At 73.3% G+C, this 14,869-nt stretch carries 15 protein-coding genes and 1 tRNA gene; 7 read left to right on the forward strand and 9 right to left on the reverse strand.

What is annotated here, in order from left to right; genetic code table 11:
• Window positions 1–2: 2 nt before the first annotated feature.
• Window positions 3–1,208: an NAD(P)-binding protein gene (locus ACW9TB_RS31435; protein WP_472751719.1), complete on the forward strand. Its 1,206-nt coding sequence runs from the start codon at window positions 3–5 to the stop codon at window positions 1,206–1,208.
• Window positions 1,209–1,291: 83 nt separating this feature from the next.
• Here ACW9TB_RS31435 and ACW9TB_RS31440 read toward each other — a convergent pair whose 3' ends face one another.
• The 4 genes from ACW9TB_RS31440 to ACW9TB_RS31455 form a co-directional block, all read right to left on the reverse strand.
• Window positions 1,292–2,521, reverse strand: coding sequence for a CynX/NimT family MFS transporter (locus tag ACW9TB_RS31440; RefSeq protein ID WP_472751720.1), 1,230 nt, complete (start codon window positions 2,519–2,521; stop codon window positions 1,292–1,294).
• 366 nt (window positions 2,522–2,887) lie between these two features.
• On the reverse strand, window positions 2,888–3,553 hold the full coding sequence (locus tag ACW9TB_RS31445) for an SRPBCC family protein (RefSeq protein WP_472751721.1): 666 nt from the start codon (window positions 3,551–3,553) through the stop codon (window positions 2,888–2,890).
• Between the two features lie 66 nt (window positions 3,554–3,619).
• Window positions 3,620–4,000, reverse strand: a complete 381-nt coding sequence (locus ACW9TB_RS31450; protein WP_472751722.1) for a hypothetical protein — start codon at window positions 3,998–4,000, stop codon at window positions 3,620–3,622.
• On the reverse strand, window positions 3,997–4,359 hold the full coding sequence (locus tag ACW9TB_RS31455; protein ID WP_472751723.1) for a hypothetical protein: 363 nt from the start codon (window positions 4,357–4,359) through the stop codon (window positions 3,997–3,999). The genes ACW9TB_RS31450 and ACW9TB_RS31455 overlap by 4 nt, the downstream gene beginning before the upstream one ends.
• Window positions 4,360–4,445: 86 nt before the next feature.
• Between ACW9TB_RS31455 and ACW9TB_RS31460 the strand changes: the two genes are divergently transcribed.
• Complete coding sequence (locus ACW9TB_RS31460) at window positions 4,446–4,982, forward strand: 2-thiouracil desulfurase family protein (protein ID WP_472751724.1); 537 nt, start codon at window positions 4,446–4,448, stop codon at window positions 4,980–4,982.
• 115 nt (window positions 4,983–5,097) lie between these two features.
• Here the strand turns inward: ACW9TB_RS31460 and ACW9TB_RS31465 are convergent, their stop codons facing one another.
• Window positions 5,098–5,778: a hypothetical protein gene (locus tag ACW9TB_RS31465; protein ID WP_472751725.1), complete on the reverse strand. Its 681-nt coding sequence runs from the start codon at window positions 5,776–5,778 to the stop codon at window positions 5,098–5,100.
• Between the two features lie 50 nt (window positions 5,779–5,828).
• Between ACW9TB_RS31465 and ACW9TB_RS31470 the strand changes: the two genes are divergently transcribed.
• From ACW9TB_RS31470 to ACW9TB_RS31490, 5 genes are all read left to right on the forward strand, one after another.
• Window positions 5,829–6,506: a response regulator transcription factor gene (locus ACW9TB_RS31470; RefSeq protein ID WP_472751726.1), complete on the forward strand. Its 678-nt coding sequence runs from the start codon at window positions 5,829–5,831 to the stop codon at window positions 6,504–6,506.
• Window positions 6,503–7,843, forward strand: a complete 1,341-nt coding sequence (locus ACW9TB_RS31475; protein ID WP_472751727.1) for a sensor histidine kinase — start codon at window positions 6,503–6,505, stop codon at window positions 7,841–7,843. The genes ACW9TB_RS31470 and ACW9TB_RS31475 overlap by 4 nt, the downstream gene beginning before the upstream one ends.
• Before the next feature lie 691 nt (window positions 7,844–8,534).
• Window positions 8,535–9,434, forward strand: a complete 900-nt coding sequence (locus ACW9TB_RS31480; RefSeq protein ID WP_472751728.1) for a hypothetical protein — start codon at window positions 8,535–8,537, stop codon at window positions 9,432–9,434.
• A gap of 21 nt (window positions 9,435–9,455) precedes the next feature.
• Complete coding sequence (locus ACW9TB_RS31485; protein ID WP_472751729.1) at window positions 9,456–10,325, forward strand: DUF4397 domain-containing protein; 870 nt, start codon at window positions 9,456–9,458, stop codon at window positions 10,323–10,325.
• Window position 10,326: 1 nt separating this feature from the next.
• Window positions 10,327–10,953 (forward strand): class F sortase, encoded by a 627-nt coding sequence (locus ACW9TB_RS31490; RefSeq protein WP_472751730.1) that lies wholly within the window; start codon window positions 10,327–10,329, stop codon window positions 10,951–10,953.
• A gap of 30 nt (window positions 10,954–10,983) precedes the next feature.
• Here the strand turns inward: ACW9TB_RS31490 and ACW9TB_RS31495 are convergent, their stop codons facing one another.
• The 4 genes from ACW9TB_RS31495 to rsfS all read right to left on the reverse strand — a co-directional run bounded on the left by ACW9TB_RS31495 (window position 10,984) and on the right by rsfS (window position 14,456).
• Window positions 10,984–13,017: a WD40 repeat domain-containing serine/threonine protein kinase gene (locus ACW9TB_RS31495; RefSeq protein ID WP_472751731.1), complete on the reverse strand. Its 2,034-nt coding sequence runs from the start codon at window positions 13,015–13,017 to the stop codon at window positions 10,984–10,986.
• Window positions 13,018–13,219: 202 nt separating this feature from the next.
• Window positions 13,220–13,292 (reverse strand) — tRNA-Ala (locus ACW9TB_RS31500).
• A gap of 127 nt (window positions 13,293–13,419) precedes the next feature.
• A complete protein-coding gene (locus tag ACW9TB_RS31505; RefSeq protein ID WP_472751732.1) occupies window positions 13,420–14,052 on the reverse strand; it encodes a histidine phosphatase family protein in 633 nt (210 codons plus the stop codon).
• Window positions 14,049–14,456 carry a ribosome silencing factor gene (gene rsfS / locus ACW9TB_RS31510; protein ID WP_436764029.1) on the reverse strand — a complete coding sequence of 136 codons (408 nt, stop codon included), beginning with the start codon at window positions 14,454–14,456 and terminating at the stop codon, window positions 14,049–14,051. Before rsfS ends, ACW9TB_RS31505 begins: the two co-directional genes overlap by 4 nt.
• Window positions 14,457–14,869: the final 413 nt, after the last annotated feature.

Consider the following 14,869-nt stretch of genomic DNA (forward strand, 5'->3'; position numbering starts at 1 on the left):
GCATGACACGAGAGACGCGAGACATCGGCGGAAACGAGATCACCATCGTCGGCGGCGGGCTCGGCGGCCTCACCGCGGCCATCGCGTGCGCCGAGGGCGGCGCGCGGGTCACCCTCCACGAGGCCCACCGGGAGCTGGGCGGCCGGGCCCGCAGCACCGCCGCGCCGTACGTCGCCAACGAGGGCACCCACGTCTTCTACTCCGACGGCGAGCCGTGGCGCTGGCTGGCGGCCAGAGGACTGGTCAGGCCGTACACCGGGCTCAGGCCGGGCATGCTCGCCAGGAGCAGGTTCCGGCACGGCGGGCGGCTGTCGGGCATGCCGCCCCGCTCGCTGCTGAAGGCGCTCGCCAGGCGGCGTCTGCGGGCACCGGTGGACGAGGACTTCGGGACCTGGGCCACCCGCCGTTTCGGCGAGGAGGGCATGCGGGCGGTCGCCGGGCTGGCCGGTGTGATCACCTACGACGCGGATCCCGGGCGGCTGTCGGCGGCGTTCGTCTGGGAACGGGTGCTGCGGGCGACCGCGCCGGGGTATCCGGCGCCGCGCTACGTCACCGGCGGCTGGGGGCGGGTGATCGGCCGGATGACCGTCCACGCGCGCGGCCTGGGCGTGCGGATCGAGAGCGGCTCGCGGGTGGACCGCCTGCCCGAGGACACCCCCGTGATCGTGGCGACCTCGCTGGACGCCGCCAGGACCCTTCTCGGCGACGAGTCGCTGCGCTGGGAGAGCGGGAAGACGGCACTGCTCGACCTCGGCCTCCGCGAGAGCACCGGCGACCTCTTCCTCGTCTCCGACCTGGACGAGGGGGGCTTCATGGAGCGCTACAGCATGCCGGACCCCTCGCTCGCCCCGGACGGGCACTCGCTGTGCCAGCTGCAGATGCCGGTCAGGCCGGGCGAGACGAGGACGGAGGCGATCTCCAGGGCGGAGCGGGTGGCCGACCTCGGGCTCCCCGGCTGGCGGGAGCGGACGACCTGGCGGCGGGAGGCCCTGTGCAACGGCCGTACCGGCGCGCTGGACCTGCCGGGGACCACCTGGCGGGACCGGCCCGCGATCGACCGGGGGGACGGCGTCTGGCTGGCCGGCGACGCGGTGGCGGCTCCCGGCCTGCTCAGCGAGGTCTCCTCGCACAGCGCCCTGATCGCGGCGCGGGCCGCCCTGCGGGCCGTCTCCGGGGCGGGCCGCGCGAGGCCGCGCCTGACCGCGTGAGAGCACCCGGCCGCCCATCTCTCCTGAGATCTCCACCGCGGGTGGGCCCGCTCCCGAAGAGGCGCGGGCCCACCCGCGGTGGATCAGCGTGCGAGGGCCCGCTCGTCCTCCAGGTAGCCCGGACGGCCCGCGTACCAGCCGGTCACGAGCTGGACGGCGACCACCGCGAACAGCAGCAGGAACGGCAGCGTCCAGCCACCGGTCGACTCGTGCATGACACCGACGACCAGGGGTCCGGCGCCCGCGATGAGGTACCCGGTGCTCTGCCCGAAGGCCGACAGCGCGGCCGTCGCCTCGGGAGTGCGGGTGCGCATGGCGAGCATGGTCAGCGCGAGCGGGAACGACCCCATGCCGACGCCGACCAGGCTCGCGAAGACCCAGGCCAGACTGGCGGGCCCGAGCCAGAGGCCGAGGAAACCGGCGCTGTAGAAGACGACGAAGGCGGCCACCACGGGCCTCTGGTCGGCGAACCTCGACGCGATCGAGGGCACGACGAGCGAGACCGGGATGCCGATCGCGGTGAAGACGCCCAGCACCAGGCCCGCCTGCGAGGTGGTGTAGCCGCCGTCGGTGAGGATCTTCGGCAGGAAGCCGAACATGATGTAGGCGACCATGCTCTGGGTGCCGAAGTAGGCGGCGACCGCCCAGGCCAGCCTGCTGCGGAGCAGGGCGCGGGCGCCCGTTCCCCCGCCCGCGCCGCGCCGCTCCGGCTCACTGCGCGAGAGCGCAAGCCACGGAATGGCGGCGACGGCGGCGAGCGCCCCCCACACCCCCAGGGCAACGTGCCAGTTGCCGTCGGTGGCCCGCTGGATGGGTACGGTCGCGGCGGCCGCGAGCATCGTGCCCACCGCGAGGGCGGTGGTGTAGACGGTGGTCATGGTCCCGGCCCGGCCGGGGAAGTGACGCTTGATCAGGCTGGGGATGAGCACGTTGCCCACCGCGCCGCCCGACAGCGCCAGGGCGCTGCTGTAGAGGAACACCTCGGCCGAGCCCACCATCGAGCGGATCAGCAGGCCCGCGCCGAGGACGAGGAGGGAGAGGAGCAGCAGGCGGTGCTCCCCGACCTGCCTGGCGAGGGCGGGGGTCACCGCGCCGACCGAGGCGAAGATGAGCACCGGGAGCGTGGTGAGCAGCCCGGCGCCGACGGCGGTCATGCCGAGGCCGGAGGTTATCTGGTCGAGGACGGGCCCGACGCTCGTGACGGCGGTCCGCAGGTTCAGCGCCGCGAGAACGATTCCCAGCACGAGCAACCAGGCGAGAGAGCCCGTGGTTCCACCGGTGCGGCCCCTGGTCTGATGGGTGAGCACGCTCATGCTGGTTTCAGTCCTCCTCAGTGGTTTCATCCAATCGTAGGATGATTAGATGACCCCGACTGTAACAGGAGTGAAACCCTGGTTTGTTCCTGACTTAACGCACCGGGCCGCGACGGGCGCGAATCACTGACAACGTGAAAGCCGGGCCACGTTCCGCTTTACAGAACGTGACCCGGCTCCCTCACGCACCGGCGCGGCTCCCCGGCCTCCGATGCCCGGAATCCCGGACGGTTCGGGCACCGGACGCCTGGGGGCGACCCCGGACGCACGGCCCGGAGCCGGTCCGCGCCGGACGCGCGCCTCGGATGAGGATCCACCGCCGGTCCCGGCGGCGAGCTTCGAGGACGCGGCTCCGGCGAGCGGGCGTCAGATGCGCGGCCCCGGGGTGGGCGGCGGCTCCTCGCCCAGCCCGCGACCGGCCGGGGGCAGCGGCGTGCCACCGGGCGGGGGCAGCGACGGGTCCGGCGGGTAGGGCTGGCCCACCGTACGCGGAGGAGCGGGCTCGTCGAGACCGTAGCCACCTCCCGTGCCGGTGTGGTGCTCACCCTGCGTCCGGTCGGCGGCGTCGCCGCGCTCGTGCGGGCCGGGAACCTCGCCGCGCCACGCGCCGGTCTCGTCGCCGCGCGACTCGATGAAGGTCTTGAAACGCTCCATGTCGCCGCGGACGCGCAGGCGGACGAGCTGCAGCCAGTCACCGACGGTCTCGACGAACCCCTCCGGGTCGTACTCCATCTGCAGGGTGACCCGGGTGGTGTCGGGGCCGAGATGGTGGAAGGTCACCACACCCGCCTGGTGTGGCCGCTCGACCGACTTCCAGGCCACCCGCTCGTCGGGGTGCTGCTCGGTGATCTCCGCCTCGAACTCCCGGTGAACCCCGGCGATCTCGACGACCCACGCCGTGCGTGTGTCGCTCAGCTGCTTGATCGACTCGACGCCTTCCATGAACTCGGGAAAGCTCTCGAACTGGGTCCACTGGTTGTACGCGGTCCTGATCGGGACGTTGACGTCGACGGACTGTTCAATCGAGCTCATGACCGTGCCTCCCTCGTGGTTTGGTCGGTTCGGGAGGCACCCATGCCCGGTGAGGCGCGGGCCTAACTAGCGGCGCCGCAGAAGCCAGTAAAGCCCCAGGATAGGAAGGACAAGCGGGATGAACAGGTATCCGCTTCCGTAACCCGACCAAACCGTGGCGTGGGGGAAGGCCTCCGGGTCGGCCAGGCCGAGCGTGCCCACGACGAGCACCCCGGCCAGCTCGATACCGCAGGCGACCAGCGCCAGGGTCCTGTTCCCCCTGGCCAGCGCCACGGTGAGCACGACGTAGACGGCGGCGGCGAACGCCGACAGCGAGTAGGCCAGCGGGGCCTCCTGGAACCGGGTGGCGATCTGCACGGCGGCACGCGCCCCCGCGGCGAGCGCGAACACCCCGTAGACCGCCACCAGCGCGCGTCCCGGCCCGCTGCCGATCGCCGGTTCGCTCACGGCAGTCCCTGCCAGACCTGCAGCATCCGCCCGACCATCCCGGGGATCGCGAAACCCGCCACCGCGATCACCGCGGGACCCCAGCGCGAGCGCTCGCCGACCCCCCAGAACGCCGCCGCCGGTGGGATCACCAGGCTGCCCGCCAGGTAGCCGATGAGCGTGGCCGTCTCCGCGGGCCCCTCGCCCCGCACCAGCGCGGCGATCACGAACCCGGCCTGGACGAGCAGGCCGAGCTCCAGCACCCCGAGGACGACGAGGAGCGTTCTTCCCATCGGCCTGTTCCGCACCGCGGTGACGAGGCTGAGGATCCCGATCGCCAGCGACAGCAGGATCAGGCCGGTCGCGAGCGGGCCGATCATCGAGACCCCGGGACATCGAGAAGCATGGGCAGAAGGGTACTGCCCGGCCCCCTCGCCCTCCCCGCCGCGCCACGTACTCTGGGGCCGTGGAGAGGATCCTGGTCAGCGCCTGCCTGATGGGGCGGAAGGTCCGTTACGACGGGGCCGCCAAGACGAGCGGCGACGCGCTGCTCGCCGCGTGGTGGCGGGAGGGACGGCTCGTCCCGTTCTGCCCGGAGGTCGAGGGCGGCCTGCCCGTCCCGCGTCCGGCCGCGGAGATCGAGAACGGCGCCGGGGGCGAGGCGGTGCTGGCCGGGACGGCCCGGGTGCTGACCGCCGGGGGCGCCGACGTCACGGACGCCTTCCTCGCCGGTGCGCGGGCGGCGCTCGCCGCGGCGCGGGCCCACGGTGTGCGGGTGGCGATCCTGAAGGAGGGCAGTCCCTCCTGCGGCGGCCTGACCGTCTACGACGGCTCCTTCGGCGGACGGCGCGTGCCCGGCCGGGGGGTGACCACCGCCCTGCTCGAACGGCACGGCGTCGCGGTCTTCGGCGAGGAGCGCGTCGCCGAGGCCGCCGCGCGCCTGCGCGAGCTCGGCGCCCGGCACCCCGGCCCGCCGGAAGAGCACCACCGCACCTCTCGGTGACCGGCACCCCGGTCCTGCTGTAAGAGCACCACCACGACCTCGGCGCCCCCGGAGAGCGCCTCGGTGCTCCCCGAGAACGTCCCGGCGCTCCCGGAGAGCGCCCCGGAGGCCGGTTCTAGTACTCCCACAGGTCGGTGCGGCCCTCCGCGCCGATGCAGAAGACCGCCGAGCCGTGCTCTCCCTGGACGAGGTCGACCCGGATCCAGCCGGTGGCCGAGGCGACCTTGGCCTCGTAGCCCGCGTGGGGCGCGGCGGCGATCAGGCGGCACACGCCGTCCTCGATGGCGAACGAGACCGAACCGCCCTTGACGTTCACCACGCGCAGGTTCTCGGTGGAGATCGACCGCGTCCTGGTGGCCGTCGCCCTGGGCAGGGCGGACGACGAGGGAGCCGGAGCGGCCCGGGTCGCGCCCGGCCCGGAGGAGGACCTGGACGGCCTGGGACGGGAGAGCCCGCTGTCGCGCGTGCGTACCGGCGCCGAGGCGGTCTTCGACGGGGAGGGGTCCGATCGGGGCCGGTCGGTGCCCCGCGCGGGCGGGGTGGGGCGGAGCGCCGGGGTCCGGTCCGGTGTGGGGGAGGAGTCGGCGGTCGGCGTGCCGACTGCCTGCGGTCCCGTGGGCGCTCCCCGGGGGAGTCCCGAGTCTCCCGTACGGCCGATGGCGGCGTTGAGGGGCTCGATGCTCGCGTCGTCGAAGACCTCGCTGCGGAGCACGTCGCGGACGCCGAACCAGGCGATAGAGATCGCCAGGGCGGTGGCCCCGCACCACACCGCTATGAACCCCAGCGTCTGCCGCATGTCGTGAATTATTACGCCATATGTCTCATTGTTCACTACCGTTACATGGCATGGCGACGGTTCTAGTGGTCGAAGACGACGAGTACGTACGATCCGCGATCATCCAGGAACTCAGCAGGCGCCAGCACGCCGTGCGCAGCGCCGGGCGCGCGCTCGACGCCCTGAGGGAGATCACCCAGAACCCTCCGGACGCGGTGGTCCTCGACCTCGGGCTGCCCGATCTGGACGGGGCGGAGGCGCTCAAGATGGTGCGCAGCGTCTCCAGCGTCCCGGTCATCGTGGCCACCGCCAGGGACAACGAGGCGGAGATCGTCCGCCTGCTCCAGGCGGGGGCCGACGACTACCTGGTCAAACCGTTCTCCGGCGACCACCTGAACGCCCGCCTGGACGCCGTGCTGCGCCGGGCGCGGAGCGCGACCCCGCCGACGGTACTGTGCGTCGGCGCGCTGTCGGTGGACCTCAACCGGCGCGAGGCCGGGCTGGACGGCGCCCCGCTCACCCTCACCAGGCGCGAGTTCGACCTCCTCGCCTACCTCGCCGCCCGCGCCGACCGGGTCGTCTCCCGCAAGGAACTGCTCACCGAGGTCTGGCAGCAGTCCTACGGGGACGACCAGACGATCGACGTCCACCTGTCGTGGCTGCGGCGCAAGCTCGGCGAGAGCGCCTCCTCCCCCCGCTACCTGCACACCGTACGCGGCGTGGGGGTCATGCTGATCACACCGCCGTGAGGCGGACCCTGGCCCTGCTCACCGTCGCGGGAACCTCGATGGTCGCCCTGGCCTTCCTGATCCCGCTCGGGCTCATCGTCAGGGAGATCGCCCACGGCCGGGCCATGGCCGAGGCGGAACGGCAGGCGTCGGCGCTGGTCCCGGTGCTGGCCATCACCGTCGACCCCGACCGGCTGACCCACGCGCTGCTCAGCACCGGCGCGCGGGACCGGATCGCGGTCCACCTGCCCGGCGGCGGCTCGGCCGGTACCGTCAGGGCCCCGGCCGGGACCGTGGCCGCGGCCTCCCGGCTGACCCGGGCCATCACCGCGGAGATGGACACCGGCTACCTCCTGCTGCGCCCGGTCGCCCTGGACGGCGGCAGGACCGTGGTCATCGAGATCTTCATCCCGTCGGACGACCTCACCCGGGGCGTCGCCTCGTCGTGGGCGGTGCTGAGCGGGGTGGCGGCGGTGCTCGTCGCCGGATCACTGCTGGTCGGCGACCGGCTGGGCGTGCGCGTGGTGCGCTCGGCCCGGCGGCTGGGCCGGGCGGCGAGCGCCCTGGGCGCCGGGGACCTCAGCGTCCGCATCGAGCCCGAGGGCCCGCCGGAGCTGGTCGCGGCCGGCGAGGCGTTCAACAGCATGGCCGACCGCGTGACCCAGCTGCTGGCCGCCGAACGGGAGATGGCCGCCGACCTGTCGCACCGCCTGCGCACCCCCCTCACCGCGCTCCGGCTCAGCCTGGACCACCTGGGACCCGAGGCCGAGCAGAGCAGGAGCGCGCTGAGCCGCCTGGAGACCGAGGTGGACCAGATCATCGCGGCGGCCAGGCAGCCCTCCCGCGCGCCGGAACTCGTCCACTGCGACGCCGCCGAGGTGCTGCGCGAGCGGCTGACCTTCTGGTCCGCGCTGGCCGAGGACCAGCAGCGCCCCTGGGAGCTGATCGGCGCCTCGGCGCCCGCGCGGGTACCGGTCGCGGCCACCGAGCTCAGCGCCGTGGTGGACGCCCTGCTCGGCAACGTCTTCCGGCACACCCCCGAGGGCACGGCGTTCACGGTGACCCTGCACCAGGGCTCGGGCACCGTCGGCGTGCTGATCGCCGACGCCGGTCCCGGCATCCCCGACCCCGAGGCTGCGCTGCGGCGCGGGACCAGCGGGGCGGGATCCACCGGGCTCGGCCTGGACATCGCCCGCAGGCTCACCGAGTCCTCCGGCGGCACGCTGCGGATCGACGCCTCCTCCCTCGGGGGCGCCAGGGTCCAGCTCTGGTTCCGTACCGACCGGCACGACCGTCCCCCGCGCACCGCCCGGCGCCTGGTCGGCGACCGCTGGCCCCGCAGGAACGCGACGCGCTAGGGGCCCCCGAGCCGGTACGGGCGTTGCTTAGGTCATGCCTAAAACCACCTTAAGTGAGGCTAAAACGCACCGTTTCCCCATTTCGGCTGCTCGATCATCAAGGGGAACGCGGGCGTCACCCCGCGTTCGTGGTTCCCGGCTCGCCCTACCGTGCCGGCCCGCATCCAGACGGAGGAGGCGCGGCCGGCGCGGCAGGGCGGGTCGGGAACCGGCCGGGCCCGGGGGGATCCGCGAGCGCCTCCACCGGCATGCCGCACCGGTCGAGAACGGGGCCGGGCGGATCCACGGACGCTTCTCCCTCGACGCGCCCGACCGGCACCGCGGCGCCGACGAGACCCCGCACCCGGCCGCGGTGGCCGACGCCGTCTACAACGAGCGCCGCCGGAAAACCCCTCAGGACATGGCCCACCCGGCCGTCCCGCGCGCCACGGAACCCCCTGGTCACAGTCCCCGTCGTACGCGCCGGTCGTCGCCCCGGCGGACCCGCGCGGGCGGTGGCCGGGATCTACCGCGAGCCCGGAACCACATGCCCCCAGGTCAGACGACCACAAATACCGCCAATGCCGGTTATGGTGTCACATGTCCGGGTAAACAGGACGAACATTATCGGCCTCTCTGTGTAACGAAGGCCGGTGACGAGCTTATTTAACTACCACTAAATACTCTTATGTCCGTACGAATAGGGATCCATGTGTCCGCCCACGCCGTCCGTCACTGGATCTCCACCGCCCAGGGCAGGGTCGCGGTGGCGCTGACGATCGCGGTCACGGCGCTCCTCGCGACCGGCGGTGTCCTCGTGCTCAGGGACGGCACGCGGACCGCCCCCGCCGCCTCACCCGGCCGGGCGGGGCCGATGAGCCTCGACACGGCCGTGGAATGGCGGGCACGGGCGGCCGAGTGGACGGTCAGGGAGATCGACGCGGGCAAGACCGTCGCCTGCGACCAGTCGATGTGCCAGGAACTCGCGGGCCGCGGCACCCCCGTGGGCTCGTTGCTCCGCCTCGGCGGCCCCGAGACGGTCCTGCAGAGCGACGTGGTGATCGTCTCCGCCCAGGTGCGCAGCGCGCTGGACACCCAGCTGGAGGTGCTGCTCAGCCCCGACGTCCTGGCCAGGTTCGGTACCGGCTCCAGCCGCTTCGAGGTGCGCGAGGTCGCCCCGGAGGGCGCCACCGCCTACCGGGCGCGGCAGGCCGCCGACGTGCGCGACCGCAGGTACGCCGGGCGCAAACTACTGGCCAACCGCCGTCTCGGCGTCGCCCCCGACGTGGCCCGCAGGCTCTCGGCCGGGCAGGTCGACGGGCGGCTGCTCACGGTGATCGCGTTGCTCAGCGCGGACCGGCGCCTGTACCTCCGCTCCTTCGGCGACGCCGGGGAGACCTCCGGCGTCCCCCTGCGCAGCGTGGACATCGCCACCGTCGACGGCAGGCCGCCCCCGGCGACCACTGTGACCGGCATCGACCGCGTCCTTCGCGGCCAGGAGTCACGGTTCCGCCCCACCGAGACCACCCTCGCCACACCCCCCGAGGGAAGAACACCCGTCCTGCGCATCCGGTACGGAGCACCGAGCCCGCTGGGCCTGCTCACCCCCTGAGTGTCCCTGGAGACAACAGCGATGAAGATCACGCGTCTGCTGACGCTTCCTCTCACAGTCCTGATCACCCTCTGCGCCGCGCCCCTCGCCGCCGCCGCGCCCTCCGGGACCCCGGTCGCCGACGGATACGTGCGGCTGGCGCACTTCTCCCCCGACACCCCCGCCGTGGACGTCTACCTCTACGACTTCGGCGGCGAGAAGGCGCGGCTGGTCCTCAAGCACGTCCCGTACGGAGCGCTCTCGCCGTATCAGAGGCTCGGCCCGGGGCAGTACACCGTGGCCATGCGCGCCGCGGGGGCGGAGTCCTCGGCGCCCCCGGTGCTCTCCACCAACGTGCGGGTCGTACCCGGCCGCGCCTACACCGTCGCGGGCACCGGCCCGTTCAGGAGCATCAGGCTCTCGGTGCTGCCGGACACCGCCGACGTGCCCTCCCAGCGGGCCGGGCTCCGGTTCGTCGCCGCCTCGCTGAAGGCGCGGTCGCTGCGGCTGGGGGTGGGAGACGGCACCGTGGCGTCCAGGCTCCGCTTCGGCGCCGCCTCCGGCCACATCGCGCTCCCGCCCGGCGAGCGCACCGTCACGGCCAAGGGTGCCTCCGGCGAGTCGGCCACCTCGAAGGTGAGCCTGGCACCGGGCGCCATCCACACGATCGTCGTCCTCGACGGCGAGACGGGCCTGACCCTGCTGGACGTCCGTGACGCCGCGGGACCCGGCATCACCCCCGAGGGCGGTGTCGACACCGGCCTCGGCGGCCTCGCCACCACCGCGCCCGCCGGGGCCTCGGACGTCACCGGCGCGACCGGCGCCGGTCCCCTCGGAACGCTCCTCGCCGTCTCCGTCCTCGCCGGAACCGCGGTCGCGGTACGCCGCCGTGCCCTCCGTACCCCTTCGTGACGTGAGGGTCCCCGGGGCACTCGCCTCCCTCCTGTGCGCGTGGCTCCTGCTGGTCGGGTGCGGAACGGCACCCGAAGGAGCACCCGCCGCCACGACCACCTCGCCCTCGCCCTCACCCGGCCCCGTGTGGTCGGCGGTACCCGGCCAGGTCGCGGTCCGCCCCACGCCCACGTCCGGCGCGCGGCACGCCGAGCCCGCCGTCCTCGACATACCGGCCCTCGGCGTCCACGGTGGCCTGGAGCGGCTGCTCATCGGACCGGGCGGGGAACTGACCCCGCCCCGCGCCTTCGACCGGGCCGGCTGGTACGCGGCCGGAGTGCGGCCCGGCGACACGGGACCGGCGGTCATCGCGGGCCACGTCGACAGCAGACGCGGACCGGCCGTCTTCGCCGAACTCGGGCGGCTGCGCGAGGGGGACCGGATCCACATCGACCGTACGGACGGCACGCGGGTCCGCTTCGAGGTCGACGCGGTACGGGTGGCGGCCAAGGCCGACTTCCCCACCGGGGACGTCTACGGCGCGACCCCCGACGCCCAGCTCCGGCTCATCACCTGCGGCGGACAGTTCGACGGCGTGAGCGGCCACTACACCGACAACGTGATCGTCTTCGCCTCCCTGAAGCCCTGACGCCGACGAAAGTCCCGGCGGGCACGGGTTTCAGCGGCGCGGATCCAGGCTCCAGGCCCTGATCGCGCGATCGTTGCCCCCCGCGACCACGGCAGGCCGGTCGCCGACGCGGGTCACCGCGACGGAGGTGACCCAGCCGGTGGATCCGGTGAGCGGAGCCCCGAGAGGGCTACCGGTCGCGAGATCCCACACCCGCACGGTCCCGTCCCAGCTGCCCGAGACGACCGAGGGACTCCCGTCCAGCTCCGTGACCGCCAGGGCCGCCACCCGGTCGGTGTGACCGGCCCACGGCTTCCCGACGGGTGCCCCGGTACGCAGGTCACGCACCCGCACGGTCGCGTCACCCCCGTAGAGGATCACCGGCCGTCCCCCTGCTCGCCCGACGGTGAGAGCGGTGATCGGCGCGCCCCCGTCCGCGTACGGCCCGGCGACGAGGCGGCCGTCGGCCGGGTCCCACACCCGTACGGCGTTACCGGCTCCCGCGGCGACGATCACCGGACGGCCGTCCAGCTCGGCCCGCGCGAGCGAGGTGACCTCAGCGTCCTTGCCGCGCAGCGGCGAGTCGACCTCCTCGCCGGTGGCCGCGTCCGAGACGAGCAGCCCGCCGTGGCCGCCGGAGATCACCACGCTCCGCCCGCCCAGCTCGGCGAGGACGACCGACAGCACGTCGTCCCGGTGCCCCCGGAACGGGCGGCCGAGCATGCCGCCCCCGGCGACGTCCCAGACCCAGAGGCCGCCGCCGAGACCTCCGCAGACGACCACCGCCCGGCCGTCCACCTCGCCCGTGGTGAGCGACGACACGTACGGGGTCCCGACCTTGAAAGATCGTCCCGCCTGCTTACGCGAGCCCGGCTCCGAGAGGCGGACGACGCTGTCCCGCCCGGCGGACACGATCACCGCGCGCCCGTCCGGGGCGGCGGCGGCGACGGCGAGCACGTCGGCGGTGTGGCCGGTGAACGGGCCGCCGAGGGGGGTGCCGAAGCCAGGGCCGACGGAGCGGGCCGCCACCGGCGCCGGTCGAGGCGCGGGAGGAGTCTCGCGCTCCGGGGCGAGCAGCACGACCGACACCGCGACGACGGCCGCGACCGCGAGCAGCGACACCCCCGCGATCACCGCCCGGCCGGGCCGGGCACCTCCCGCCACCGGGCCCGCGCCGGGCGCCAGGTCCTCACGCGTGCTCGGTTCGGAAGGGGGCGACGCGGTCGTCTCCAGCGTGTCGCCCGGCTCGTCGCCCTCGCCTACCCGCCCGTCCCCGGCTCCCCGCTCCACCAGCGCGTACAGCACCTGACCGGAGGTGGGGCGCTGTCGCGGGTCCTTGGCCAGACAGCCGGCCAGCAACGCGCGCAGCCGCTCGGGAACACCGCCGAGATCGGGCTCGCGGCTCATGATGCGGTTCATGACCGCGGGGATGCTGTCGTTGCCGAACGCCGGGCGGCCGGTCGCCGCGAACGTCATCAGCACCGCCCAGCTGAAGACGTCGGAGGCCGGGCCCGGCTGCCACCCCTCCAGCTGCTCGGGCGACATGTAGGAGGGGGTGCCCTGAACCTCGCTCGCCAGGGTCGCCGCGACGTCCACCATCCTGGCGATACCGAAGTCGATGACCCTCGGGCCGTCGGGGCCCAGCAGCACGTTGCTGGGCTTCAGGTCACGGTGCACGACGCCCGCCCGGTGGATCGCGGCCAGCGCGGCGGCGGTGCCGACGGCGAGCCGGTCGAGCGCGCCGCGGTCGCGGGGCCCCTCCCTGCGTACCAGCTCCTCCAGCGACTCGCCCCGGACGAACTCGCTGACGATGTACGGGCGGTCGTGGGTCACGTCGGCGTCGAGGACCCGGGCCGTGCAGAACTCCGCGATCCGCCGGACCAGCTCGATCTCCCGCAGGAACCGCGTCCGGGCACCGGCGTCGGCCACCAGCCTCGCGTGCAGCACCTTGATGGCCACCGGGGTTCCCGAGGGGGTCTCGCCCAGGTAGACCGTGCCCTGGCCGCCCTCCCCGAGCAGGCCCACGAGGCGGTACTCGCCGATCGACGCGACCTCACCCGGCCGCAGCGGACGGCTGTCCGGCACCTCGACCTCCCCGGCGATCCTGTGGGCGCTCGACGGCGGAAGACCCGCGGATGCCTCCGGGCCTCCGGGAGGGAGCGGGCCCGCCTTCCGATCGCCCCAGCCTACGGCCCCGGCACAGGTGGGACCGTTCCCGGCCCGGGGCCGCGACAACGAGAACCGCCCCTGACCGGCGTCGGGACGCGGGTCAGAGGCGGTTCGGGAGTGGAGCTATGGGGATTCGAACCCCAGACCTCCTCCATGCCATGGAGGCGCGCTACCAGCTGCGCCATAGCCCCTGGTCACCGCTTCGAGTGCTCTCGTCGCGGCGCTCGGGAAGCATATAAGGACACCGGCGTGTTCACCTAATCGACGACCACACGGCCCGCGCCCGCCACCGGGGCGCAAGCCGCGCCGCGTCGAAGGTCACTCCTGGGTGGCCTCTGGACTGTCGTCGCTACTGACCGGCTCGGGGAGGGTCCCGGCGTTGTGCTCCAGCAGGCGCCAGCCCTTGCGCGCCTCCTCCAGCACCGACCACGAGCAGTTTCCGAGACCGCCCAGGGCCGGCCAGAGCTCCTGCGGCAGGTTCATGAGCTTGGCGATGCCGAGCCGGATCGCCGCCCCGTGGGAGACGACGACCAGCAGGCCGTCGGAGTCGATCTCCGCCGCCCAGCGGCGCACGGCCGAGGAGACCCGCTCGGAGACGTCCTCGACCGCCTCACCTCCCGGCGCCTCCCAGTTGGTGAACTCCCGGGGCCACCTCTCGGAGATCTCCTCCCGGGTGAGCCCCTCCCACTGGCCTCCGCCCCGCTCGCGCAGGTCCTTGTCGACGGTGACGTCCAGGCCGGTGACGCGGCCCAGCGTCGAGGCGGTGTCGAAGGCCCGCTGAAGATCGGAGGAAACGATCATGGTGGGGCGGAGCGCGGCGAGCAGCGAGGCCGCGCGGGCGGCCTGCGCGACCCCGGTCTCGTCAAGGGGGATGTCACTGTGCCCCTGGAAGCGGTGCTCGACGTTCCACAGCGTCTGGCCGTGTCTGAGGCAGACGACGCGACGACTCACTCAGCTACCGCCCCGCGGGCGCGCTGGGCGGCGACCTGGGTCACGCTGTCCGGCAGCGAGATGGAGGGGCAGTCCTTCCACAGGCGCTCCAGCGCGTAGAAGGTGCGGTCCTCCTCGTGCTGGACGTGCACGACGATGTCGATGTAGTCCAGCAGGACCCAGCGGCCCTCGCGCTCACCCTCGCGGCGGACGGGCTTGGCGTCGGCCTCGATCCGCAGCCGGTCCTCGATCTCGTCGACGATGGCGCGGACCTGGCGGTCGTTGGTGGCGGAGCAGAGCACGAACGCGTCGGTGATGACGAGCTGGTCGCTCACGTCGTAGGCGAGAATGTCATCGGCCAGTTTGTCCGCCGCCGCCTCGGCGGCGAGCCTGACGAGCTGGACGGATCTGTCGGTTGCTGTCACGGTGTGGGTCAGTCCTCCTGCTAGTCGGCGCTGTCACCTATCAGGGTGCCCGATTCGGCGCTCGTTGAAGAGCCACCTGTTGAACAACGCCTATCGTGTGCCACCCGATTCCGCGCCGCAAACGAATTGGCGGCCTGATCAGGGGCGTCCTCCGCGGTCGGGGCCGCGCTTGTCGATCTCGGGCGGGACGGGCAGGGCCCGTGCCGTTCGGCGATCATGCCGGGTGAGCTGCGGATACTCGTCCCACGCAAACTTCTCGAAGCATAGCGAATTTCACCGGAACACGTTCTAAACCACGACATTCCCGCAGATCATCACGTTTCATATGATTTTTCACCACCTGCCCACAGCGACGCCCACCCACCCCTGCCACCCCCGCCCCCCCCCTGCCACCCCACGCCGGTCCCCGGCCA

This window comes from Streptosporangium sp. H13245, from assembly GCF_055690525.1.